Annotated in this window: 25 protein-coding genes; 17 read left to right on the top strand and 8 right to left on the bottom strand. The window is 29.5% G+C overall.

Features of this window, described 5'->3' with window-relative positions; translation table 11 throughout:
- Nucleotides 1-32: 32 nt before the first annotated feature.
- On the bottom strand, nt 33-809 hold the full coding sequence (locus NSA23_RS05030; protein WP_042679463.1) for a DeoR/GlpR family DNA-binding transcription regulator: 777 nt from the start codon (nt 807-809) through the stop codon (nt 33-35).
- 256 nt (nt 810-1,065) lie between these two features.
- Between NSA23_RS05030 and NSA23_RS05025 the strand changes: the two genes are divergently transcribed.
- The 9 genes from NSA23_RS05025 to NSA23_RS04985 all read left to right on the top strand — a co-directional run bounded on the left by NSA23_RS05025 (nt 1,066) and on the right by NSA23_RS04985 (nt 11,731).
- Complete coding sequence (locus NSA23_RS05025) at nt 1,066-2,220, top strand: iron-containing alcohol dehydrogenase (RefSeq protein WP_042679461.1); 1,155 nt, start codon at nt 1,066-1,068, stop codon at nt 2,218-2,220.
- Between the two features lie 28 nt (nt 2,221-2,248).
- Nucleotides 2,249-3,094: a class II fructose-bisphosphate aldolase gene (locus NSA23_RS05020; RefSeq protein ID WP_042679459.1), complete on the top strand. Its 846-nt coding sequence runs from the start codon at nt 2,249-2,251 to the stop codon at nt 3,092-3,094.
- A 20-nt stretch (nt 3,095-3,114) separates the two neighbouring features.
- Nucleotides 3,115-4,134, top strand: coding sequence for a 5-dehydro-2-deoxygluconokinase (iolC, locus tag NSA23_RS05015; RefSeq protein WP_042679457.1), 1,020 nt, complete (start codon nt 3,115-3,117; stop codon nt 4,132-4,134).
- Between the two features lie 25 nt (nt 4,135-4,159).
- Nucleotides 4,160-4,951 carry a 5-deoxy-glucuronate isomerase gene (locus tag NSA23_RS05010; RefSeq protein WP_042679455.1) on the top strand — a complete coding sequence of 264 codons (792 nt, stop codon included), beginning with the start codon at nt 4,160-4,162 and terminating at the stop codon, nt 4,949-4,951.
- Between the two features lie 18 nt (nt 4,952-4,969).
- Entirely contained in the window at nt 4,970-6,904 is a 1,935-nt protein-coding gene (iolD, locus tag NSA23_RS05005; RefSeq protein WP_042679453.1) for a 3D-(3,5/4)-trihydroxycyclohexane-1,2-dione acylhydrolase (decyclizing), read from the top strand.
- 61 nt (nt 6,905-6,965) lie between these two features.
- A complete protein-coding gene (gene iolG, locus NSA23_RS05000; protein ID WP_042679451.1) occupies nt 6,966-7,979 on the top strand; it encodes an inositol 2-dehydrogenase in 1,014 nt (337 codons plus the stop codon).
- 35 nt (nt 7,980-8,014) lie between these two features.
- A complete protein-coding gene (iolE, locus tag NSA23_RS04995) occupies nt 8,015-8,911 on the top strand; it encodes a myo-inosose-2 dehydratase (protein ID WP_042679449.1) in 897 nt (298 codons plus the stop codon).
- Between the two features lie 26 nt (nt 8,912-8,937).
- Nucleotides 8,938-9,960 carry a Gfo/Idh/MocA family oxidoreductase gene (locus NSA23_RS04990; RefSeq protein ID WP_042679447.1) on the top strand — a complete coding sequence of 341 codons (1,023 nt, stop codon included), beginning with the start codon at nt 8,938-8,940 and terminating at the stop codon, nt 9,958-9,960.
- Nucleotides 9,961-10,150: 190 nt separating this feature from the next.
- Nucleotides 10,151-11,731, top strand: a complete 1,581-nt coding sequence (locus tag NSA23_RS04985; protein WP_042679578.1) for a solute:sodium symporter family transporter — start codon at nt 10,151-10,153, stop codon at nt 11,729-11,731.
- A gap of 117 nt (nt 11,732-11,848) precedes the next feature.
- Here NSA23_RS04985 and NSA23_RS04980 read toward each other — a convergent pair whose 3' ends face one another.
- The 6 genes from NSA23_RS04980 to yedE all read right to left on the bottom strand — a co-directional run bounded on the left by NSA23_RS04980 (nt 11,849) and on the right by yedE (nt 19,048).
- On the bottom strand, nt 11,849-13,666 hold the full coding sequence (locus NSA23_RS04980; RefSeq protein ID WP_042679445.1) for an ABC transporter ATP-binding protein: 1,818 nt from the start codon (nt 13,664-13,666) through the stop codon (nt 11,849-11,851).
- 16 nt (nt 13,667-13,682) lie between these two features.
- Nucleotides 13,683-15,482: an ABC transporter ATP-binding protein gene (locus NSA23_RS04975; RefSeq protein ID WP_042679443.1), complete on the bottom strand. Its 1,800-nt coding sequence runs from the start codon at nt 15,480-15,482 to the stop codon at nt 13,683-13,685.
- Nucleotides 15,483-16,005: 523 nt separating this feature from the next.
- Nucleotides 16,006-17,385 (bottom strand): NAD(P)/FAD-dependent oxidoreductase, encoded by a 1,380-nt coding sequence (locus NSA23_RS04970; protein ID WP_187116633.1) that lies wholly within the window; start codon nt 17,383-17,385, stop codon nt 16,006-16,008.
- Nucleotides 17,386-17,453: 68 nt separating this feature from the next.
- Nucleotides 17,454-17,744, bottom strand: a complete 291-nt coding sequence (locus tag NSA23_RS04965) for a putative Se/S carrier protein (protein WP_222704719.1) — start codon at nt 17,742-17,744, stop codon at nt 17,454-17,456.
- A gap of 5 nt (nt 17,745-17,749) precedes the next feature.
- Entirely contained in the window at nt 17,750-17,962 is a 213-nt protein-coding gene (locus tag NSA23_RS04960; protein ID WP_042679436.1) for a sulfurtransferase TusA family protein, read from the bottom strand.
- On the bottom strand, nt 17,963-19,048 hold the full coding sequence (gene yedE, locus NSA23_RS04955; RefSeq protein WP_042679434.1) for a YedE family putative selenium transporter: 1,086 nt from the start codon (nt 19,046-19,048) through the stop codon (nt 17,963-17,965).
- 175 nt (nt 19,049-19,223) lie between these two features.
- Between yedE and NSA23_RS04950 the strand changes: the two genes are divergently transcribed.
- Both NSA23_RS04950 and NSA23_RS04945 read left to right on the top strand, forming a co-directional pair.
- Nucleotides 19,224-20,567 (top strand): [Fe-Fe] hydrogenase large subunit C-terminal domain-containing protein, encoded by a 1,344-nt coding sequence (locus NSA23_RS04950; protein ID WP_042679431.1) that lies wholly within the window; start codon nt 19,224-19,226, stop codon nt 20,565-20,567.
- Nucleotides 20,568-20,583: 16 nt separating this feature from the next.
- Complete coding sequence (locus NSA23_RS04945; RefSeq protein WP_042679430.1) at nt 20,584-21,240, top strand: DUF421 domain-containing protein; 657 nt, start codon at nt 20,584-20,586, stop codon at nt 21,238-21,240.
- Here NSA23_RS04945 and NSA23_RS04940 read toward each other — a convergent pair.
- The gene (locus NSA23_RS04940) at nt 21,237-21,917 is read right to left on the bottom strand and encodes a Crp/Fnr family transcriptional regulator (protein WP_042679427.1); all 681 of its coding nucleotides are present in this window, start codon (nt 21,915-21,917) and stop codon (nt 21,237-21,239) included. The genes NSA23_RS04945 and NSA23_RS04940 overlap by 4 nt on opposite strands.
- Nucleotides 21,918-22,147: 230 nt before the next feature.
- Here NSA23_RS04940 and NSA23_RS04935 point away from each other — a divergent pair, with 230 nt between their 5' ends.
- From NSA23_RS04935 to NSA23_RS04910, 6 genes are all read left to right on the top strand, one after another.
- Nucleotides 22,148-22,741: a DUF4230 domain-containing protein gene (locus NSA23_RS04935; RefSeq protein WP_042679425.1), complete on the top strand. Its 594-nt coding sequence runs from the start codon at nt 22,148-22,150 to the stop codon at nt 22,739-22,741.
- 61 nt (nt 22,742-22,802) lie between these two features.
- A complete protein-coding gene (locus NSA23_RS04930) occupies nt 22,803-23,228 on the top strand; it encodes an NUDIX hydrolase (protein ID WP_042679423.1) in 426 nt (141 codons plus the stop codon).
- Nucleotides 23,229-23,287: 59 nt separating this feature from the next.
- Nucleotides 23,288-23,776 (top strand): methylated-DNA--[protein]-cysteine S-methyltransferase, encoded by a 489-nt coding sequence (locus tag NSA23_RS04925; RefSeq protein WP_042679421.1) that lies wholly within the window; start codon nt 23,288-23,290, stop codon nt 23,774-23,776.
- A 112-nt stretch (nt 23,777-23,888) separates the two neighbouring features.
- Nucleotides 23,889-24,584, top strand: a complete 696-nt coding sequence (locus NSA23_RS04920) for a DNA alkylation repair protein (protein WP_042679420.1) — start codon at nt 23,889-23,891, stop codon at nt 24,582-24,584.
- A 518-nt stretch (nt 24,585-25,102) separates the two neighbouring features.
- A complete protein-coding gene (locus NSA23_RS04915; protein WP_042679576.1) occupies nt 25,103-25,639 on the top strand; it encodes a GNAT family N-acetyltransferase in 537 nt (178 codons plus the stop codon).
- Between the two features lie 104 nt (nt 25,640-25,743).
- Nucleotides 25,744-26,253, top strand: coding sequence for a DUF1648 domain-containing protein (locus NSA23_RS04910; RefSeq protein WP_042679418.1), 510 nt, complete (start codon nt 25,744-25,746; stop codon nt 26,251-26,253).
- Nucleotides 26,254-26,278 lie beyond the last annotated feature (25 nt).

Here is a 26,278-nt window from a genome sequence, read left to right as displayed (position 1 = left end):
TGGCAATAGAAATTTTTTTCTATTGCCAGATACTATTTTTTTTGATAATTATCAGAAATAATAAGTTCAATATTATTTTCTAAAAAGAAATCTGTATACTTTTTGCTAACATTTCCATCTGTAATAAAGGTGTCTATATCCTCTAAATTACAATAAGTCATTAATGAAACTTTTTCTAATTTCGAATTGTCAGCAAGTAATATAACTTTATTGCTTTGGCTGGTTACGAATCTTTTTATTTCAAATTCAAAGGAAGAAGAATTAGTAATTCCCTTTTCTATAGATACTCCAGTAGAGGCCATGAAACATTTAGATATATTATAACTTTTAAGAAAGTTAATAGCTTCTATTCCAATAAAAGAATTAGTTTTTCTATATAGAGACCCACCAGTTGCTAATACATTTAGATTTTCATATGGAAAAGAATTTACTATAACATTTACATTATTAGTTATTATAGTTAGGTTTTTTTTATTTGATAGAAATGGAATTATATGCATAGTAGTAGTTCCAGAATCTATAAAAATTATGTCACCATCTTGTATTAGTTTACTTGCTTCCCTAGCAATAATTTGCTTAGCCCCTTTATTTTTTATCTCCCTTTCTTGAAAAGGGATAGTATCCATTTTTTTATTTAAAGTTATGCCACCGTAAACCTTTTTTATCAAGCCTTTTTTTTCTAGTTCTGCAATATCTCTTCTTATAGTGTTTTTTGACACATTAAATAGAGAACATAACTTGTCTATAGATACATTTTCATTTTTCATAACATAATTTTCAATTTCTTTAATTCTATGTTCTTTTAACATCTGATCCTCCATTCATTAATTCAATATTAAACAATAATTGACAATGATATACCATATAATTATATCTTATTAATATAAATATTACAAGCATATGAAATGAATATAATCAGAACTTACTCAAAAAAAGACAAAAAACAAGAAAAATCTTGACATACTATTAACATAATGGTAATATATAATCAAAAGATGACAGGATATACTCATAAACACACCATAAAATACTATGTGTTGTCATTATTAATATGGAGGGATATTGATGGCTTATAAAATTACTATGCCAAATAATATTATATATGGAAAAGATGCTTTAAAAGAATCAAGAAAAATTATAAAACAAATGGGAAAAAAAGCTTTAATTGTATCAGGTAAGGTAATGGTCAAAATAGGAAATGTTTCAAAGGTAACTGAATTACTTGAGTCTAACAACATTCAATATGATATATATGATGAAATAACTGCAGAGCCTACTGATGTGATGATAGATAAAGGAGTTCAAGCATATAAAGATGGAAAATGTGACTTTCTAATTGGAATAGGAGGAGGAGGTTCTATAGATGCAGCAAAAGCTATAGGAGCTATGATAACGAATTCAGGGAATATAAATGATTATATGGGAAAGGTAATAAAGAGTTCTCCGCCTAATATTGTAGCTATTCCAACAACAGCAGGAGCAGGTTCAGAGGCAACTCAATTTACAATTATATCTAATACAAAAGACAATATAAAAATGTTATTAACAGGAGCAGATTTAATACCTAAATTAGCAATAATTGATCCATCTTTAGCTATAACAGCACCACAGAAGCTTACAGCAGCTACAGGAATAGATGCATTAACTCATTCTATTGAAGCTTATACTTCAAGACGTGCAAATCCACTTTCAGATACATTTGCAATTTCAGCAATAAAACGTATTTTTAATAATTTAAGAAAAGCATATAGAAGTGGTGATGATATTGAAGCTAGAAATGAAATGGCTTTAGGGGCATTAGAAGCAGGAATTGCTTTTAATAATTCCTCAGTAACTATAATTCACGGAATGAGTAGACCTATTGGAGCATTATTTAATGTACCCCATGGACTTTCAAATGCAATGCTTTTTGCTAAATGTTTAGAGTTTGCTATTGTAGGAGAAAAGAAAAGGTTTGCTGATATAGCAAAGGAAATAGGAGCATGTAGTATTGAGGACTCAGATAAAGATGCAGCAGATAAACTTGTAAAAGAAGTAGAATCTTTATGTCAAGATATCAATATACCTACTTTAGAAGAATTTGGCATAAACAAAGATGAATTCTTTGAAAACATAGACAAAATGGCAGAAGATGCATTAGACAGTGGAAGTCCTTCTAATACTAGGAGACAACCTTCCAAGGAAGATATTATTAATATATATAAAAGCTTATGGGATTAGAGCTTAATAAGAAGAAGGAGTAAATATTATGACTATAGTAAATATGAAGAGATTATTAAAAGATGCAGAAGAAAATAAATACTGTATAGGTGCATTTAGTATAGCAAATATGGAAATGGTTATGGGAGCTATAAAAGTAGCAGAAGAATTAAAATCTCCTATTATACTTCAAATTGCAGAAGTACGTTTAAAACATTCGCCTCTTTATTTAATAGGACCAACTATGATTGCAGCAGCTAAAAAAGCTTCCATTCCTGTAGCTGTGCATTTAGACCATGGTGAAAGTATAAAAACTATAAAAGAAGCATTAGACTTAGGTTTTACTTCTGTTATGTATGATGGTTCAAATTTTCCATTAGAAGAAAATATTAAAAAGACAAAAGAGATAATTTCTATAGCTAAAGAATATGGGGCAGCAGTAGAAGGGGAAATAGGAGTTCTTGGTAAAAAGGAAGATGGTTCAGGTATTGATGAAATGTTAATAACAAGTGTTAAGGAAGCAGAAATTTTTTATGGAGAAACAGGTGTAGATGCATTAGCTATAGCTATAGGGAATGCACATGGAGTATATAAGAGTAAACCTAATTTAAATATTCAAAGACTTAAAGAAATTAGAGATAAAGTGGAAGTACCTTTAGTTCTTCATGGAGGCTCTGGAATTACAGAAAAAGGATTTAAGGAATGTATTGAAAATGGAATAAGAAAAATAAATGTGGCTACAGCAACTTTTAATAATACGGTAAAAAGAGTTGATAAATTGTTTAGTAAATCAAATGAAATTAATTATTTTACTTATCATGACATCCTTGTTGAGGCAGCATATGAAAGTGTGAAAAATCATATAAAAATATTTGGTAGTTTAGATAAAGCATAGATTTTAAGGAGGAATTTCTAGTGAATAATATTGAGTTTGATCCAAATAGAACTTTTGATGTAGTTCCAATTGGTAGGGTAACGATAGATTTAAATCCTAATGAAATTCATAGACCTTTAGAAGAGAGTAGAACATTTACTAAATATTTAGGAGGTTCTCCAGGAAATATAGCAGTGGGACTAGCTAGATTAGAGAAAAAAGTAGGATTTATTGGAAAAGTATCAGACGATCAGTTTGGAAATTTCATAATAAATTATCTTCATAATGAAGGAATAGATACTTCTCAAATGAAGAGAGCTAAAAATGGAGAGAAGTTAGGACTTACATTTACAGAAATCCTAAGTCCTACTGAAAGTAGTATATTGATGTATAGAGATGGAATAGCAGATTTAGAATTATTTCCAGATGAGATATCAGAAGATTATATAAGGAATACAAAGGCTATATTGTTATCTGGCACTGCATTGGCAGCAAGTCCATCAAGGGAAGCAGCTTTTATAGCTTTAGAATATGCAAAAAAACATAATACTAAAATAATATTTGATATAGACTATAGGGAATATACTTGGAAATCTAAAAAAGAAACAGCTGTATACTATGCATTAGCAGGACGAATGAGTGATATCATAATAGGATCTAGAGAAGAATTTAATCTAATGGAATCAATTATATGTTTTAAAGAGAGTAATGATAAAGAAACAGCAGATAGATGGCTAGGATATGGAAATAAAATTGTAGTTATAAAGCATGGAAAAGATGGATCAACAGCATATACAGATGATGGGAATAACTATAATATAAAGCCATTTCCAGTAGATCTACTTAAATCATTTGGCGGGGGAGATGCATATGCTTCAGCTTTCATATATGGCCTTATGGAAGGTTGGGAAGTTATAGAGGCATTAGAATTTGGAAGTGCTTCAGCGGCTATGCTTGTAGCAAGTCATAGTTGTTCAGAAGCTATGCCAAAGGTTGAGGAAATTAAAGAATTTATTAAAAAGAAGAAAGAAGAATATGGAGAAATGGTAGCACGAGGTTAAACATAATACCTAAGGAGGGAATTCAATGATTGAAAATATTGAAGAACTTAAAAATGGATATAATGTGTTAACGGAAATAGATGGAAAACATAATGAAATGATGATGGATATAGGTATATATAAAATTAAAAAAGATGAAGTAGAAATTTGTATAGATAGTGAAAAAGAAACGGCTTTTTTGTTACTTTCAGGAAAGATATTAATTAAATGGGATGATAATGAAAAGGAGATAGAAAGATATTCACTATTTAATGAAGATCCTTGGTGTCTCCATGTGTCTAGAAATGTGAAAGTTGAAGTTAAAGCACTAGATGATGTAGAAGTACTAGTTCAAAAAACAGAAAATAAAAAAGAATTTGAAAGTAAATTATACTCTCCAGAAGAATGTAGAAGTGATGTATTTGGACAGGGAGTTTGGAATGATACAGCTAGAAGGGTAGTAAGAACAGTTTTTGATTATTCAAATGCTCCTTATTCAAATATGGTAATTGGAGAAGTAATAACTTATCCAGGAAAATGGTCAAGTTATCCACCACATCATCATCCACAACCAGAAGTATACTACTATAGATTTAATAAACCTCAAGGATTTGGATGTTCAATAATAGGAGATGAAGTTTATAAAATTACAGATAATTCTATAGCAACTATTCCAGGAGGGCTGGTACACCCTCAAACATCTGCGCCAGGATATGCAATGTACTACTGTTGGATGATAAGACATTTAGAAAACAACACTTGGACAGACAGAATTGTTGAAGAAAACCATAAATGGTTATTAGAGCCTAATGTTAAAATCTGGCCTGAAAATGAATAAGAAGGGAGGAAATACAAATTGGAAACTATTAGAATAACAACTGCTCAAGCTCTTATAAAATTCCTAAACCAACAGTATATAGAATTTGATGGTAAAGAGCAAAAATTTGTAAAAGGAATTTTTACAATATTTGGGCATGGAAATGTTTTAGGGCTGGGACAAGCCTTAGAAGAGGATTCAGGAGATTTAGAAGTTTATCAGGGACATAATGAACAAGGAATGGCTCATGCAGCAATAGCTTTTGCAAAACAAAAGCATAGAAAACAAATATGTGCATGTACTTCTTCCATTGGGCCAGGTGCTGCCAATATGATAACAGCAGCAGCTACTGCTACTGCTAATAATATACCAGTATTGTTATTTCCAGGAGATACTTTTGCAACTAGACAACCAGATCCAGTACTTCAACAAGTAGAGTTTCCTCATAATTTATCCATTACAACAAATGATGCTTTTAAGGCGGTAAGTAAATATTGGGATAGAATATCTAGACCAGAACAGCTTATGACATCTATGGTAAATGCTATAAGAGTATTAACAGATCCTGTAAATACAGGAGCTGTAACTATAGCACTTCCTCAAGATGTACAAGGAGAAGCCTATGATTTTCCAAAATACTTCTTTGAAAAACGTATTCATAGAATAGAAAGGAGGCCAGCTTCAAAAGAGTCTATAAAAGATGCAGTTAAACTCATAAAGCAAAAGAAAAAACCTCTAATAATATGTGGTGGTGGTGTTAGATATTCTGAAGCAGGAGATTCTCTTAAGAAGTTTGCAGAAAAATTTAATATACCCTTTGGAGAAACTCAAGCTGGGAAAAGTACAATTGAATGGAATCATGATTTAAATTTAGGTGGTATAGGTGTAACTGGAAATTTTGCAGCTAATATTATAGCTAAAGAAGCAGATTTAATAATAGGAGTAGGGACAAGATTTACTGATTTTACAACTTGTTCAAAATATTTATTTCAAAATAAGGATGTCGATTTTCTAACTATAAATGTATCTGATTTTCACGCAAGTAAATTAGATGCTACGAAGGTTATTGCAGATGCAAAACTAGGATTAGAGTCAATATATAATGAGTTAAAAAAGGAAGGATATAAGTCTTCTTATTATGATGAAATAGCGAAAGCTAAAGAAGATTGGAAAAAAGAATTAAATAGACTATTCAATATAGAATATACAGGAAAAGATTTTGTACCTGAAATATCAGGTCATTGTGATGAAGTATTAGAAGAATTTTATAATAGATTTGATTCTTGCTTAACACAAACTAAGGTATTAGGAGAATTAAACAATCTTTTAGATGAGGATTCTATTATAGTAGGGGCATCAGGAAGTTTGCCAGGAGATTTACAAAGAGTATGGTGCCCTAAAAAACCGAATACCTATCATGTGGAATATGGATATTCTTGTATGGGATATGAAGTATCAGGTGCACTAGGAGTTAAACTTGCAGAGGAAGATAAAGAAGTTTATTCCATGGTAGGAGATGGCTCTTATTTAATGCTTCATTCTGAACTTATAACGAGTATACAAGAAGGAAAGAAGATAAATGTATTATTATTTGATAATGCAGGTTTTGGCTGTATTAATAATCTTCAAATGTCTAATGGTATGGGAAGCTTTGGTACTGAATTTAGATATAGAGACAATAATACGGGAAAACTTGATGGTAGATTGTTGAAAATTGATTTTGCTAAATCTGCTGAAGGTTATGGAATTAAAAGCTATACAGTAAAAACTATAGAGGACCTTAGAAATGCAATAGAAGATTCTAAAAAACAAAAGGTATCTACACTTATAGATATAAAAGTACTTCCAAAGACTATGACGGATGTATATGAATCTTGGTGGCATGTAGGAGTGGCAGAAGTATCAAAGAGTTCTAAGATAAAAGATGCTTATAAAGATAGATTAGAATATTTAAGGAAAGCTAGAGAATATTGAAAATAACTTAGACGAAAATAATTGAGAAATAAAAAATAAATTTATATGGAGCGTGAAGGCGATGGTCAATTTAGGGATTATTGGATTCGGAAGAATAGGCAAAGTCCATGCAGAAAGCTTAACAAAATATATTTCAAATGCTTCATTGAAATCTGTTTCAGATCCATTTATAGGTGAAGAAGATATAAAATATGCAAAATCTATGGGAGTTAAAAATATATATAAAGATTATACAAAAATACTAGATGATCCAGAAATAGAAGCAGTATTAATATGTTCCTCTACAGATACTCATTCAAAAATATCTATAGAAGCACTAAGAGCTGGTAAACATGTTTTTTGTGAGAAACCAATTGATCTTAATATAGACAAGATAAAGGAAGTTTTAGAAGAAGTAGAAAAATCTAAACTTAAGTTCCAAGTGGGTTTTAATAGAAGATTCGATCATAATTTCAGAGCTATAAAAGATGTAGTACAATCAGGGAAAATTGGAGATCCACATATAATAAAAGTAACTTCGAGAGATCCAGAAGTACCTCCAATAGAATATGTAAAAGTTTCAGGTGGAATTTTTTTAGATATGACTATACATGATTTTGATATAGTTAGATATTTATCTGGAAGTGAAATAGAAGAAGTGTATGCTATAGGAAATACACTAATAGATCCAGCCGTAGGAAAAGCAGGGGATATAGATACAGCAATAATAACTTTAAAATTAGAAAATGGGACATTGGCTGTTATAGATAATAGTAGGGAAGCAGTTTATGGATATGATCAAAGAGCAGAAGTATTTGGTTCAGAGGGAGCAATTAGTATAGGAAATGATTTCAATTCTACAGCTGTAGTAAGTACAAGTGATGGAATAGTTTCAGAAAAACCACTATATTTTTTCCTGGAAAGATATATGCAGGCTTATGTTGACGAAATGAAAGAATTTGTACAAGCAGTAGAAGAGGGTATAGAAGTTCCTGTAGGTGCTATGGATGGCTTAAAAGCTGTGTTAATAGGAATTGCTGCTAAGAAATCATTAAAAGAAAGAAGACCTATTAAATTATCTGAGATTAATCTATAGGAATTAAAATATTTAACAAAAATGAGGTGGAGGAAATGTTTAATAAAGAAAAAGTTAAGCTTGGAATAGCTCCCATAGCTTGGACTAATGATGATATGCCAGAACTTGGAGCAGAAAATACATTTGAACAATGTATAAGTGAGATGGCATTAGCAGGTTTTAAAGGAACAGAGGTAGGAAATAAATATCCAAAAGATGTTAAAGTACTTAAAAAAGCTTTAGAACTTAGAGGGATGGAAATTGCTAGTGCATGGTTTAGTGCATATTTAACTACAAAACCCTATGAAGAAACAGAAAAGGCTTTTATAACCCATAGAGATTTTCTTCATGAGATGGGAGCTAAAGTAATAGTTGTATCAGAACAAGGACATAGTATTCAAGGTAAAATGGAAGTACCTATATTTAACAATAAGCCTTTATTTACAGAAGAAGAATGGGAAAAATTATCTACTGGATTAGATAAACTTGGTAAGCTTGCAAAAGAAAGGGACATGAAGCTTGTTTATCACCATCATATGGGTACAGGGGTTCAAACTACAGAAGAAATAGATAGACTAATGGAAATAACAGATCCTGAACTTGTATATTTATTGTATGATGTTGGACATCTCGTATATTCAGGAGAGGAGCCTATAGAGGTTTTAAATAAATATATAGACAGGATAAAACATGTTCATTTAAAAGATGTAAGAAAAAATGTAATAAATTTAGTAAAGGAAAAAGATATGAGCTTTCTACAATCTGTAAAATCTGGTGCATTTACTGTTCCGGGGGATGGAGATATAGATTTTGAACATATATTTAAAATTTTAGCAGAAAACAATTATGAAGGCTGGCTTTTAGTAGAAGCAGAACAAGATCCAGCAAAAGCAAACCCATGTGAATATGCAATGAAAGCTAGAAAATACATAAAAGAGAAAGCTAATATTTAGTGAACTGTATGAAAGGATGGCAGAAAATGAACAAAGTAAAAGTGGGAATAGTTGGACTAGGAAGGCTGGGAAAACAACATGCAGAAAATATAGCTTTTAGAATACCTAATGCTGAACTTACTGCAGTTTGTAGTATTGTTGAAAAAGAAATTGCTGAAGTTCAAAAAAATTGGGGAATTAAGTATGGATATACAGATTATGATGAAATGCTTGAAAATAAGGAACTAGATGCTATATTTATATCTTCCCCTTCAAGTTTTCACTGTGAACAAATAGAGAAAGCATTAAAAGCAGAATTTCATGTATTTAGTGAAAAACCCTTAGGATTATATTTAAATGAAGCTGAAAAGGTAGCTAAAGTAGTTAATGAATGTAGAGATAAGCAAGTATTTATGCTTGGGTTTATGAGAAGATATGATAAGTCCTATGTTTATGCAAAGGAAAAGATAGAAGAGGGAGCTATTGGAAAACCTATTCTTATAAGATGTTATGGTTTAGACCCAACATCTGCTATAGGAAGTTTTCTAAAATTTGCTAAAAATAACTATAGTGGAGGGTTATTTCTAGATATGGCTATACATGATTTAGATCTTGCTAGATGGTATCTAGGTTCAGAAGCAGAGAGGGTATGGGCCATAGGTGATTCATATGAATATCCCGAATTTAAAGAAATTAATGATGCAGAAACAGGTGTAGCATTAGTTAAATTTAAAAATGGAGCTATGGGAATATTTGTAGCAGATAGAAATTGTGCTCATGGATATCATATAGAAACAGAAATAATAGGAACCAGAGGTACTTTAAGAATAGGAACTATTCCAGAAAAAAATTTAGTTACTGTATTTGATCATACTGGAGCAATAAGAGAGTGTTCAGAAGGTTTTTTGGAAAGATTTGAACAAGCTTATTTAAGTGAGGTAGAAGAATTTATAAATTGCATAATTGAAAAAAGCCAACCAAAAGTCACTGTGGAAGATGGTGTAAATTCAACTGCTTTAGCTTATGCATGTAAAGAGTCTTTTGAAACTGGTAAGCTAATTACCTTATAAAAGTTGTATACAAAAAAATGGCATACTGCTTATCATAAGATTATATGAAATCAGTATGCCCTAAAAAATATAATTTGTAAAATAAACCTTATGATTTAATTATAATTTAAAATATTAAATCTGTAAAATGAAAACGTTAAATATATAAAAAATGCCTAGAAAATTTAAGGGGGAAATAAAATTGAATATAATGGTGTTTCTGTCGTTTATACTTTTTACAGCACTAGTTGGATTGTTATCATGGCTAAAAACTCGTAATGATGATTTATCTAGTCAAGATGGATATTTCCTTGCAGGAAGAAGTTTAACTGGGGTTTTCATAGCTGGTTCTCTCATGTTAACAAACTTATCTACGGAACAGATGGTAGGGTTAAATGGACAAGGATATAAATTTACAATGGCTGTAATGGCTTGGGAGGTAACATCAGCATTTGCTTTAGTACTTATGGCTCAAATATTTTTGCCTAGATATTTAAAAAGTGGTATAACAACTATACCAAATTTTTTAGAGGAAAGATATGATAAATCTACTCGCATTTTAGTATCTATATTGTTTTTAATTGGATATATTGTCGCGTATCTTCCTACAGTATTGTATTCAGGAGCTTTGGTTTTAAATGGTATATTTGATGTTCCTAATATTTTTGGTATTTCTGAAATAAAGGCTTTAATAGTAACTGTATGGGCTATTGGAATAGTTGGTTCTATATATGTTATCTTTGGGGGACTTAAGGCTGCAGTATCAGCAGATACATTTAATGGAGTAGGACTTTTAATTGGTGGTTTTATGATTACTGTATTTGCATTAATAAAATTAGGAGGAGGAAGTTTTTCAGGAGGAATCAATACACTAATTACAAATCATCCTGAAAAATTAAATGCTATAGGAGATGCTAATTCACCTGTACCATGGTCTACATTATTTACTGGTATGTTTTTCAACAATTTATTTTATTGGTGTACAAACCAATCTATAGTACAAAGAACCTTAGGAGCAAAAAGTTTGAAAGAAGGGCAAAAAGGTGTTTTTTTAGCTGGATTTTTTAAATTACTCGGACCATTGTATTTGGTTTTACCAGGAATTATAGCTTTTCATTTATATGGAGATTCTTTGTCCAATCCTGATATGGCTTATCCTATGTTAGTAGTAGATGTTTTACCTAAACCTTTAGCAGGATTCTTTGCAGCCGTGTTGTTTGGAGCAATATTAAGCTCTTTTAATGGTGCCTTAAATAGTTCAGTAACTTTATTTACCTTAGATATATACAGACCAATATTTAATTCAAATGCTACAGATAAGGATTTAGTGAAAGTTGGTAAAATATTTGGAGCTATTTTAGCTATGACATCAATGGTTATAGCACCTTTTATAATGTATGCATCATCAGGATTGTATAATTATTTGCAAGAATTTAATGGATTTTTCAATGTGCCTATTTTAGCAGCTATTTTAGTAGGATTCTTCACAAAGAAGGTACCAGCAATAGCACCTAAAATAGCTTTAGTGTTCCATATTGTATTCTATAGCTTATCGAAAATATTCTTTACACATATAAATTTTTTACATATATTAGGTATTTTATTTCCAACATGTGTAATTATAATGCTTATAGTAGGAAAAGTTAAACCTCGTGAAACTGAATATGTTCAGGAATATACGGAGCAAGTTAGTATAGTACCTTGGAATAAATCTAAAATAGTTTCAATAATAATAACTATTTTGATGTTCTGTATATATTTATTATTCTCAAAAATAGGAATAGCAGCTTAAAATCAATAAAGAGAATATTCCAAATGTTGCAAAATAGCAGAGAATATGAAAAAAGCTCAAATAGAATTAATTCTATTTGAGCTTTTCAAAAGTTGAATGGGTATGCAGGTCTTATATTTATCCATCTATCACTATATTACTCTTCTCCTCAATAAATTGATTTGTATACAGTCTATAGTAATATCCTTTTTTGCTTAACAATTCACTATGATTTCCTGATTCTATTATTTTACCTTTTTTAATGACTAATATCTTATCTGCATTGCTAATAGTTGAAAGTCTGTGGGCTATGATAAAACTGGTTCTTCCTTTTAAAACTTTTTGAATAGTGTCTTGAATAATTTTTTCTGTTTCAGTGTCAATAGAAGATGTAGCTTCATCTAAGACAAATATTTTAGGATCTCTAAGAACTGCCCTTGCAAAGGAGATAAGTTGTTTTTGCCCAGTTGAAAGAAGGCTTCCACCTTCTCCTACTTCAGTATCATATCCATTTTCAAGTTTTATGATGAAATCATGAGCATTTACTAATTTACTGGCCCGGATGATGTCTAATTCACTAGCTTCAAGATTTCCATACCTTATATTGTCCATGATAGTACCACTAAAGAGATGTGGAGATTGGAGAACATATCCTAAATTTTCATGAAGCCAAACCTGTGGTCTTTTTCTATAGTCAACACTATCTATAAGTATTTTTCCACTATTAGGTTCGTAAAATCTACATAAAAGGTTTACAATAGTACTCTTACCTGAGCCAGTTTCTCCTACTAAAGCAATAGTTTCTCCTGGACTAACATGAAGATTGAAATCTTCTAATATTTTTTCATCATCTTTATAACTAAAAGATATATTTTTAAATTCAACTTCACCTTTTATTTCAGGCCAGTTTTCTATTTTTGGATTAAAGAAATCACCATATTGATTTATAACTTCAATAGTATCTTCAATTTCAAGGTCTTCATTTATAAGGGAAAAAACTCTTTCAGCAGAAGCTTGAGCAGATTGCAATTCTGCAAATATAGCAGCTAATTCTCTTACAGGTTCAAAAAACTGTATAGTATAATTAATAAATGCAACTAAAGTTCCATAGCTTATAGCTTTTAATATTACAGCTTTCCCACCAAAATTTAATGCAAGTGCTGTACCTATACTTCCTAAAAGAAGTACTATAGGTAGATACAATGAAGAAATACAAACAGCTCTAATAGAACTATCTTTCATTTCACTCGTTAATTCTGTAAATTCACTTAAATTTTTTTCTTCTCTTACAAGAGTTTTAGTAGTTTTTGCTCCAGAAATATCTTCATTAAAAGCTCCAGTGATTCTAGAATTAATCTTTCTTACCTTTCTATATGCCATAAGTATTTTTTCCTGAAAATACACACTAATTATGGCTAATGGAGGAATTACTGAAAGAGTTATGAGAGCTAGTTTCATATTTAATGAAAACATGACAACTGTTATGGATAACATCATAGTAATACCCCAAACAAAATCTACTAATCCCCAAGAAATAGTTTCACTAAGTCTATTTATATCAGAAGTCATCCTTGCCATAAGCCATCCTACAGCTTTATTATCATAATAGGATAGAGGAAGAACTTGCAATTTTTCAAATCCTATTTTACGTATACTGTAAGCCATTTTTACTTCTATCTTTCCAGCGATAGCAATGAAAAACCAAACATTTATGGCTTGAATTAGCACTAATATTCCATATTTTATTGCAAAACTATTTAGTCCTACAGTAGTTTTATTTACTATAAAACTATCTATAGCTTTCTTATTCATAAGAGGAAATATAGCATCAATAATTGCCACTCCTATCATAACCAAGGCTAAAAATAGAAAGTATTTTTTATAAGGTTTTGCATAGATTAAAAAGTTTTTCCAAAAAGAAAAATTAATTTTTTCATTATGATCCATTTCTTCCATATGTATCACCTCAATTTTAAATATTTACTTCTTCAATATTGTCTTCAAAGGAACTCTGTATATTATACACTCTTTTATATACTCCATCTTCTTTGATTAAAGTTTCGTGAGTTCCTTCTTGCACTATTTTCCCATTGTCTAGAACAAGTATTAAATCAGCATCTTGTACTGTAGAAATTCTATGGGAAATTATAAAAGTAGTTGATTTACTTCTTCTCTCATTTAACGCCTCTCTTATAGCAATATCTGTTTCTGTATCTACTGCACTTAGGGAATCATCAAATACTACAATGGGAGATTCAACTATTATAGTTCTTGCAATAGCCATTCTTTGTTTTTGTCCTCCTGATAGGGATACTCCTCTTTCTCCCACAAGAGTGTCATATCCTTTGTCAAAGGAAGAGATATCATTGTGAATACTAGCAGCTTCAGCAGCTTCAAATACTTTTTTATCATTTAATCTTGGATTGGATATCTTAATGTTATCTCTTATAGTTTTGGCAAATAGGAAAGGTTCTTGAAGTACTAATCCAACATTTTTCCTAATCCATTTTTTATCAATACTTTTAAGCTCTATTCCATCTATTTTTATAGAACCACTATCATAGTCATATAACCTAGGAAGAAGATGGACCAAAGAACTTTTTCCAGAACCAGTAGGTCCTAATATTGCAATAGTTTCACCAGCTTTTACATCAAATGATATTCCCTTCAACACAGATTCTTTGTCTTCATAGCCAAAATATACATTTCTAAAAGATATATTTCCAATTATTTGTGGTTTTTCATGATTTTCTTCAAGAATTTCTATAGGCTCTTCAAGTACTTCTTCTATACGTCCTATGGAAACAATGGCTTTTCCCATATCTGTAAGTATTCTTCCCATTTGCCTTACAGGCCATAAAAGCATACTTTCATAAGTGATAAATGCAACTAAAGTACCTAGTGATAATTGTCCTTTAGCTGCCCATAAACTTCCCATTGCCAGTACAGCTCCTATTTGCATCATACATATAAAGTCAGAAATAGACCAGTACCAAGCTAAAAGTTTTATAAGTTTAAAAGTCAAGTCTCTATATTGACTATTTTTCTTGTCAAATTTTTCAATTTCATAGCTTTGCCTAGCAAAAGCTTTCACAACTCTTATACCTGTTAAGTTTTCTTGTAATACTGTAGAAAGTCTTCCTTCAGCCTCATCTACTTCTAAAAATATTTTTTGAACTTTAGAAAAAAATATAAAAGCAAATACAAATATAATAGGTACAACAGCCATAGAAACTAATGCCATCTTTACATGAAGATTAAACATTATATAAGCTACAAATATTAAATTAAATAAAGAACCACCAACTTCTACAAATTGAACTGCTAAAAAACGTCTAATAGTTTCTACATCTGAGCTACATCTTTGAATTAATTCTCCTGTATCAGCCTTAACATGATATTCATAAGGGAGTTTTTGGATATGATCATATAACTCTTCTCTTATGCTTTTAGCAGTGTTTTCCGCCGATTTACTAGATAAAGTGTTTTTAAGGTATAGGAACATACCTCTAAGAATAGTTAAGATGATTAAGACTATTCCTATTATCCAAATATTGTTTTTTAGAAATACTTTACCTCCCAAAAAATTAATCAATTTTGCTAATTGTTCTGAATCGATTGGTTTATTTCCAATAATAGAGTCTATAGTAGTTTTTATTAAAAGAGGTCCTACTACAGTGAAAAAAGTAGCAAGTATAATACTTAAAATACTTAAAAAATAAATAAATTTACTGCCTTTCATAAAATTAAAAATAGACTTTAGCTCCCTCAAAAATATCCCTCCTGTTTTAAGCATAAAAAAACCATAGGTTTGAATCTTATATAATATTCAATATCCTATGGTTTTAATTCATACATTAAATTAGGTGTTTTGGGAATGGATAACGTATAGCTTAGGTTAATGCATAAATATTTTTATAAATATAAAAACCATAGGATATGGCACCTATGGCTATTTATCAAATATATTGCAAAGAATTACCAATCAAAAAATAGTCACAGGTCGTCTGTTAGTTATTGAATTTTTGACTATTAAATTTTTATTGATTATCTGAAATCTAATAAGCATTTTCATCATCACGACCTCCTAATTTTGATTGTTCTTTCTATATATTATAGTATTTATTTTTAGAAAATTCAACTAAAAATTGATTTATAACAAAAATGTAACAAATATTTGTGAAATAAAAATAAAATGGAATTTAAATAGATGAAATAGTTTTGGTGAACCCTATAAAGTTACTGTAGCAGATTATGATGTTATTAAAGATTTAATGAATAATAAGCCTATTTTATTAACTAAATTGTCTCCCTAATAGCACTCCATTAACACTTGCTTGCATTAATCCTCTAGTTATTCCTGCTCCATCTCCACCGACGTAGAGATTTTTAACATTAGTTTCAAATTTACTATTAGTAATTACTTTATTTGAATAAAATTTGACTTCAACTCCATATAGTAGTGTTTCATCGCTGGCAAGTCCTGGGGCTATATTGTCTAGAGCTATGATCATTTCATCTATATCTTTTAAAAGTCTATGAGGAAGTACTAGACTTAAATCTCCAGGGACTGCATCTTTCAATGTTGGAATAATATTATTCCTATACAGTCGTTTTTCATTAGTTCTCCTACCCTTTTTGAAATCCCCATATCTTTGAACCAATATTTTATTCCCTGAAAGCATATTTCCAAGCTTAGCTATATGAGTACCATATTCTATTGGTGAATTAAAAGGTTTTGTGAAATGCTTTGTTACAAGTAATGCAAAATTAGTATTTTTAGTTTTCAAACTATCTGATTTATAGCTATGACCATTTACAACAGCTAAATTGTCATCATAATATTCTGTAGATACTTCTCCACCTGGATTGGTGCAAAATGTTCTAACTTTATCATCGAAAGTAGGAGTATAGTATATAAGCTTGCTTTCATACATAGCCTCGTTTAACTCTTCCATTATTTCATTTCTAGTTTCAACCCTAACGCCAATATCTACATCTCCAGTCTCTGTGTCAATATCGTGTTTATGGCATAAATTTTTTAGCCAATCAGAGCCTTCTCTACCAATACAAATAATTACTTTGTCTGCTAAATATTCTTTATCAGCTATTACGCCTTTTATTTTTCTATTGTTATCAAGTATTATATCCTTCACAGGATTTCTAAACTTAAGTTCTACTCCAATTTTTTTTAAATAGTTTTCGATTTTTGAATATATATTGTACCCTTCCTCTGTTCCCATATGTCTTATAGGACATTCTACAAGTTTTAAATTACTTTTTATAGCTTTTTTTCTAATTTCATTAATTTGCTTTTTTTTATCAATACCATAAATTTTTTCATCAGCACCAAATTTTAAATAAATTTCATCTACATAATCTATTAATTCTTGAGTTTTTTCATATCCTATATATTCAGGTAAGTTTCCTCCTACATCTGGTGAAAGAGATAATTTTCCATCCGAATAAGCACCAGCTCCTGCAAACCCAGTAGTTATATTGCAAGGTGAACAATTTATACAATTACCAGTTTTTCTTTTAGGACAAATTCTTTTTGAAATGGAATTTCCCTTTTCTAAAATCAATATGTTTTTGTCAGGATTGTTTTTTTTAAGTTCCAATGCTGTAAAAATACCACAAGGACCTGCTCCAACAATTATTAAATCATATTTCATAATATAACCTCCTTAAAATTATCTCAATCCATATCCTATTTAATCATATACTTTTTTCACAAAAAAAACTACTCATTATCTTGAGTAGTTTTTTTAATATGATTCAAAAACCAAGATTTTTCTTTCTTTTTAACTATTTTATGAAAATCATCAATCTCCAATTCATTATCTTTACATATTTTAAGTATATTTTCTTTTTCCTTACAAGATACTCTAGCGGATAGACCACAGCTAGAGCTAATTTGTCTAGGTACAGGCATTAGCTTTATAGAAAAACTAGTTTCTTTAAACACATTTTCAAAAGCTAATGCACCTTGTGTTGTATGAAAAGTAACGACACAATAAAAATCATCCATCATATCACCTATTTTCTAATTTGGAGTATGAAATAGCCTTTATCTTCTTCAACATTGACTTTATACCCTTTATTTGTTGCAAATCGTGTGACATTTTCAACAGCTACTTCTGCATCTACTAGTATATCAAAATTTTCACTTAGATTTTTATCTAAAGCATTTTTTGTCATTATGACTGGTTCAGGACAAGATCTTCCTCTTGCATCTACAATTGTAGCCATTTAAAAAACCTCCTCTTTTTCTTTTCTATCTTTTTGAGCATTTTTAACTACGCTATTTCCAATTAAAATTACTAGTATAAGACCAATGATAACTGCTATTTTTCCATTTAGAGTAGCTCCTTCAGGACTTGAAGCTATTTGAAAATTATGTGCAAAGGCAGCACCAACTATTAAACCTAGAACAGTTATTCCAGCATCTGAATCTCCTTCACTAGCAAGTATTGTTTGTCTTAGTGGACATCCACCTAGAAGAATAGAGCATATACCAGTTAGAACCATACCTAAGAAATTCCAAAGTTGATTTGTATGGGCAACTGGTTGATTTTCAAAACTTATATGGAAAGTATCAAAGTTAAAAATTAAATTACCTATTAAATTGAATATAAAAATCCCCAATAATCCCCATAGAAAATGATAATCTTTAATAAGCATGGCATCCCTAAAACCTCCAGCAGTACAAATTCTTGATCTTTGTAGTATAAAACCTGCAACTATTCCTAAAATCAATGCAATAAATATTGGAGCTGTCATAGAACCAGGACCTTCTGTACTAAAAAATATAAATTCTGGTTTTAATATTAAGAATAAAAGCAATATAATGGAAAAGATAGGAATTATATAAGCAGATGTCTTGGTTTGTTCTGTGCTTCTTCCCAAGGAATATCCTTTCTTCAAGAATTGAATTCCAATATAAATACCTAGTATATATCCAAGTAGTCCGAATATAGCATTTAAATCTCCATTAGCAAGTCTTAAAATCATTCTAAGAGGACAACCTAAAAACACTAATGCACCGAACATTAGAAATACTGCTAGTACAAATCTTATTATTGGAGAGGAACCTCCTCTAGATTTAAATTCGCCTCCAATAATTGCTGCTAATAATCCTCCGAAAATAAATCCAATAATTTCAGGACGTATATATTGAACAACTTCTGCTCTATGAAGGCCTAATGCCCCAGCAATATCTCTGTAAAAACAAGCAACGCATATTCCCATATTTCCTGGGTTTCCTAGTTTCATTAAAATAGCACCTATTAAGCCAATGATTCCACCGTAAATAAATATTTTCTTATTCTCCTTCATTCTTATCCCCCTTTTTATATATTTATTCCATAATTTAATTATATAAAATTATTCTTTTTTAATGAAATAGTAAATATCTATAGTGGTTAAATTTTTATCAAACATATCTATAATGTTTAAAATATATATTTTAGTTTTAGGGAATATTATACTTAAGATTATTGGAGGGATTGGAATGGAGAATTATAGGGAATTATTTAAAGAAATACTGAAAGCTTATTATGAAGATGTATTTGAAGAAAAAATAGAAGAAATAATGAATAGGGAAGATATAGACAAAAAGAGTTTGGCAAAAGTAATATCTGCTCTATGTGGTGTAGAAGTTAAATATTCAGATAGTTTTTCAGAAGATCTAAAAATTGCAATAGAGAACTATCAAAAAACGAAAACAGTAGTTGTAAGTACATCCTCTTGTACAATGAACTGTGTAGAAATTGATGGAAAGATTATTTGTAAAAATGCTTGCCCTTTTGATGCCATCATAATTGATAAAGAGACGAGGATTCCGAATATTAGTATGGATGAATGTGTAAATTGTGGTATATGTATAGATTCTTGTGATAATAAAAATTTTATAGATAAAGTAGAGTTTCTTCCTGTTTTAGAAATGTTAAAAGAAAATGAAAAAGTAATTGCTGCAGTAGCTCCTTCTATAGCAGGACAATTTGGTGAAAATGTATCTATGGGACAGATAAGGGCAGCTTTAAAATATATAGGATTTAAAGATATGGTAGAAGTAGCTTTCTTTGCTGATATGTTGACTATAAGGGAAGCAGTAGAATTTGATAGACATATTGAGAAGGAAGAAGATTTTTTACTTTCATCTTGTTGTTGTCCTATATGGGTTGGCATGATTAGAGGAAGATTTAAAGAATTAGTTAGATATACATCTCCCTCAGTATCTCCTATGATTGCAGCTGGAAAAGTTATAAAAGAAATAAATCCAGAAATTAAAGTTGTATTCATAGGGCCTTGTGTAGCAAAAAAAGGAGAAGCAAAAATGGATGATATAAAGGATGCAATAGATTATGTAGTCACTTTTACAGAACTTAAAGATATATTTGAAGTATTTAATATAGATCCAAGTAAGTTTCATGAAGAATTATCTACTCAATATTCATCTAAAGGTGGAAGAATATATGGCAGAATTGGAGGAGTGTCTATAGCTGTTGAAGATGCAGTAAAGGAAATGTATCCAGATAAGATAGAATTATTTACATCAAAACAAGCTAGTGGAATAAAAGAATGTAAGGCTATGCTTCAATCTGCATTAGATGGAAAAACTAAAGCTAGATTCTTAGAAGGAATGGGGTGTGACGGTGGATGTGTAGGTGGACCGAAGACTATTATTTCAAAAGAGAAAGGCAAGGAATTTATAGAAAAATATGGCAAAGAATCTAAAGTAAATATTTCAGTAAATAATAAAATAATGAAAAAATTCCTAAAATCTATAGACATAGATAGTATTGAGGATTTTAAAGATGATAAAAAAGTAGAAATATTTGAGAGAGAGCTTTAAGATTTGGAGGATTAAAATGAGACTTATAGAATTTTTAAAAATTATATCAAAGACTACGGGGACCTTTATCACTCTTTTAATACTCACTAGATTACTTGGGAAAAAACAATTAAGTGAATTGACTTTTTTCAATTATATAACAGGTGTAACTATAGGCTCTCTTGCAGCTAATACTATTATAAATACAGGTTCTAGATATTTAAATGAGATGATTAATCTAATTTGGTGGATACTACTTACTATGTTGGTAACTTTAATATCATTAAAGTCATCTAAGATTCGGACATTACTTGATGGGGAGCCAACTATAATTATAAAGAATGGAAAAATAATAGAAGAAGCTCTTAGATCTACTAGGATAAATTTAGATGATTTGAGTATGCTTCTTAGAAGTAAAGATATTTTTTCTATAATGGAAGTTGACTATGCTATATTAGAACCTGATGGTAAATTAAGTATACTAAAAAAACAAAATAGGCAACAAACTCGCCTTTATCTACCTACTGAAATAATAACTGATGGAAATTTAGTCAAAAGAAATTTAAAAGAATTAAATTTGGATGAAAAATGGATTTACAAAGAATTAAAAAATCAAGGAATAGACTCCTTAAATAAAGTATTATATGCAGAAATACAAGAAGATGGTTCTCTATATATAGATAGAAGAGATTAGTTAATTAGACACTTTTCTAATAAATTTACATCAATTATCTTAATTACATTTCTATCAAAGTCTATAATTCCTTCATCTCTCATTTTAATCAATTCCCTAGACAATGATGGCCTTGGTACATTTAAAACTTCTGCCATCTTTTTTCTTCCATAAGAAAACTCTAAAAATTTATTATCTTGTTTACTATATTCATCTAATAGGAAATTTGCTATTTTTTTCCTTATGGTTTCATGTGACAAAATTTTTATTTTAGAATTTAACATAAGAATTCTGTTAGAAAGTACTGTCATAAAATTTCCTAGAAACTTGTCGCTAATACTGCAAAGTCGTATTATATCATTTTTATGGACAAACATTACTTTACTGTTATCTACAGCCACAATAGTTGCTGGATATACATGTTTCTTTGAAAAAACTATGGCTTCACCAAAAATATTTCCCGATTTAAATCTATTTAAGGTAACTATATTGCCAGAAGGAAATGTTTTTTGAATTTCTACTATTCCATCTAATATAATACCTATACTTATACATTCTTCCTCTTCTATAGCAATTATTTCATCTTTTTTGAAATTGGATACTTCATAGTTAATACCTTTTAATGCCTCTGTTATCTCATTATTATTAATACTTTTAAACAGTACACATTTATTTAATACTTCTACAATTTTATCCATCGAATACCTCCAGTGAATATATATTGCTTCTTTTTTCATATTCTATTATATATTAATTAATAAATCAATTATAGCCCGGGAAATATATATGGTGTTTTTTAGAGAAATATGCTAGCCGCAAAGAGAATAATTTGACGTATTATTAGATATTATCTCTATATAGGTAGTTGAAAATATATATGATTTCTAATAAAATGAGGCTATGAATATATAATTTAAGGAGCGATTTCATGAAAATTAAAACAAAAAAGAAAAATTATCTGGCTATTTTTTTAATAATATTAGCTATTGTTATAGCCTCATTTTTCTATATTAGATTTTCAATTAAAAGAGAGACAAAAATGTTATCAGACACTATAAAGGAAGAGATATCTAAATTGTTAGAGCTTTCTACAGTAAAATATAACTATGTTAATGTAGTAGCTTATAAGGACAATAAGAAGTTTAGTGGAATAAATATGCCTTTTACTAATAAAAGTTTTCTTATTAAATATAGTGGATATATAAAGGCAGGAGTAGATTTAAAAAGTGCTGAAATAAATGTAAATGATACAAAGAGTGTTGAAATAAAATTGGACAAACCCAAAGTATTAGATAATGTAATAAATGAAGAGGATTCATATATATATGATGAAAAAGAGTCAGTATTTAATCAACTTAAATTAGAAGATTTACATAATGTATTGGTGAAGGAAAAGAAAAATATGGAGAAAGAAGTCATAAAAAAAGGACTATTAACAGAAGCAGAAAAAAATACAAAAGAAATTTTGACATCTTTTCTTAAAAATTTAGGATTTGAAAATGTAAAAATTGTATTTAAATAGGGAAAACAAGCTATTTTATATGATATGTTATGTTTAATAACAAATGAATAGGGGGAATTTTATGATTTGTGAGGTTTATGATTTAAACCATTTAAAAACTTATAAATATGTAGTGATTATAGCAAAGTATCATGGCAAATGGATTTTGTGCAAACATAAAGAAAGAGATACATGGGAAACCGCTGGTGGACATATTGAATTAGGGGAAACTCCATTGGATGCTGCTAAAAGAGAATTATTTGAAGAGACAGGAGCTGTTTCATTTGACATAAAACCTATATTTGATTATTGGGCTGCAGATAAAACTTCTGAAGCTAATGGAATGGTTTTCTATGCAGACATAAAAAAAATAGGTAGTTTGCCAGAAAGCGAAATGGAAAAAGTAAGATGTTTTGAAACGTTGCCATCTAATTTAACATACAAAGACATTACACCAAAACTATTTCAGTATTTAGATAAAAATTTCAAGCATTTATTATTAGTATAATCTGTAGTACTCTATAATCTTGTTTATTTTTATGTAATATAAGGAAGGGGTGGTTTAGTATGAAAATTGTTTATGATACTTATGATTCTCCATTAGGGACAATCTATGTAGTAGTAGATGAAATAGGGGTTAGAAGAATAATACTTTTTGAAGATCAATGGTTAGAATATATGAATAAATACAATGGCATAAAACAAGATAAGAGATTGTGTAATAATATAATAAGAGAATTAGATGAGTATTTTAACAAAGAGAGAAAAGAATTTCAAGTGCCACTGTCTATAGAAGGTACTGAGTTTAGAAAAAAGGTATGGGAAGCTTTAAGGAATATTCCTTATGGTGAAGTTAGAAGTTATTCACAAATAGCAGAAGCTATTGGAAACCCTAAAGCTGTAAGGGCAGTAGGACAAGCGAATAGGGCTAATTTACTTCCAATAATAATACCTTGTCACAGAGTCGTAGGGAAAAGTGGAGAATTAACGGGATATGCAGGAAATAAAACATCTGTAAAGAAATTTTTGCTCGAACTAGAGGGAGTGGAGATTTAATAGTGATGAATTTTTTAACTTTTTAAAAAGTTTAGAATGATAATGGTTTTATCAGAGAGAAATGAAGGTGAATGTAAAATATACGTATAATCAGATATGTAGGGGAGAGATTATGGAAAAATATAGTGGAATAAATCAATATATAGATGAAATAATAGGGATATTTAAAGAAAATTCCAATAAAGATAATATAAAACAAATGGAAAAGTATATGAAAAACAACTTTCAGTTTTTAGGCATTAAAGCTCCTCAAAGAAGAAAAATAAGTAGAGTATTTCTGAGGAAAGACAATAGACCAAGATATGACCAGATAGAAATAGTAGTTAAAAAATTATGGGAATTGCCAGAAAGAGAATACCAATATTTTGCATGTGATCTTTTGGAGAAATACAATAAAGATTTCTCAAGAGAGATTATTAATCTATTTGAATACATGATAATATATAAATCTTGGTGGGATACAGTAGATATAATTTCCAAGAAATTAGTAGGAGAATATTTCAAACAATTTCCTAAAGAGAGAGATGAATATATTAAAAAATGGATAAAATCAAATAATATTTGGCTACAAAGAACTACTATATTATTTCAATTAGGATATAAAGACAGAACGGATATAGAGTTATTATTTAATATAATAGAAATTTTAAAAGATAAAGATGAATTTTTTATACAAAAAGCTATTGGTTGGGCACTAAGAGAATATTCAAAAACTAATCCTAAAATAGTTAAAGAATTTATTGAAAATACAAAATTATCACCATTAAGTGAACGTGAAGGTATGAAAATTGTTAATAAAATAGTTTAGGAAGGTGGCTTATGACAAATAATATTTGGTCTAAAAATATACAGGGTATTTTAAATCTTGATTTAAGTAGAGAAGTGGAGTTATAAAATGTGGGTGATTATAGGTATATTAATTATTTACTTTCTAATTCCTTTAATTATAGTAATGAATATTGACTTAATTATGAGGATTAATGCTCGAAAAGATATTAAATCGTATCCAAGTGATTTTGGGTTGAGTTATGATGAGAATTTTATCGAGGTAGAAGAGGGTATTAAAGAATTTATCGGGAAATCAAAATGCAGTGTATCTTTGGTCTAATTTTGCTGGCTATTCAGGTTGTCCAGATGATCCAAACTATTTTAAAATGATTAGAAAAACATTTAATTTTGAAGGTAATTTATAATCGTTTAATTATTAATATAAAATTCAATCTTATGTTTGTTCAGATATTGTTTATAAATAAGTTTTCTAAATGTTTTAGAAATAAGTAATTATTATAACTACTATCTTTTGAAGAGAGGGCGATTACTTTGGTTATGTTAGAAACGGAAAGGTTAATTTTAAGAGCGTGGAAGTTAGAAGACCTTGATGATTTTTTTGAATATGCAAAAGATCCAGATGTAGGACCAAATGCAGGTTGGAAACCTCATAAGACTAAAGAGGAGAGTTTAAGGATATTAGAGAATTTTATAGAAAAAGATGAAGTTTGGGCAATAGTCAATAAAGAAAATGGAAAAGCAATTGGTTCAATTGGTATGCATGAGGATGAAAAACGCAAAGATGCTAATGCAAAAATGATAGGTTATGTGTTGTCAAAAGACTATTGGGGGCATGGCTTAATGACAGAAGCAGCAAATAAAGTACTTGAATATTTATTTAACGGGAAAAATATAGAATTGGTTTCTTGTTATCATTATCCTTTCAATATTCGTTCAAAACGAGTCATAGAAAAATGTGGTTTTAAATTTGAGGGGATTTTAAGGCATGCAAGTAAAATTTTTAATGGAGAAGTTTATGATGATTATTGTTATTCCATTACAAGGGATGAGTATATGGAAATGAAGGATATTTAAAGGAAATATATTATTAACTTAGGGAAGAATAACTAGCTGTGTAGATACGCCTATTTGTAGCAAGATAAATATGTGAAAGGTAATAAAAGGGGGCAGGTACTAATATGTATGGGAAAAGGCCTGTTAAAAAATTAAGTTATTCAACATTTGAAAAAATTCTGCAAATAATATCTGGAGTAATAGTTATCCTTAGTTTTTTACTAATTTCAATATATTGGTCAAAACTTCCCAATAAAATTCCAACACATTATGATGCATTAGGAAGCCCTGATGCTTGGGGGCAAAAAGATAGTATTTTTATATTACCTGTAATCAGCCTTATTTTATACATTGTGCTTTCATTATTGATTAGAATTCCTCATGTATACAATTATATTGTTGAAATCACTAAAGAAAATGTAGAATATCAATATAGAAATTCACGTAGATTATTAATTTGCCTAAAAACAGAACTTGTTTGTATATTTATGTATATATTATGGAAAACCATACTTATATCTTTGGGGAGAAGTCAAGGGTTAGGAGCTATTTTCACTCCAGTATCTTTAATTATAATTTTTGGAACTTTATTATATTTTATTATAAAGTCAATAAGATTTAGGCATAAAAGCTAAAAACTTAATCCAAGGTGGAGCTAGT

Origin of the sequence: Anaerosalibacter massiliensis (assembly GCF_024623155.1) — a bacterium.
Lineage (GTDB): Bacteria > Bacillota > Clostridia > Tissierellales > Sporanaerobacteraceae > Anaerosalibacter > Anaerosalibacter massiliensis.
Note: the sequence above shows the minus strand (reverse complement) of the source record. Positions and strands in the feature narration are given on the sequence as shown.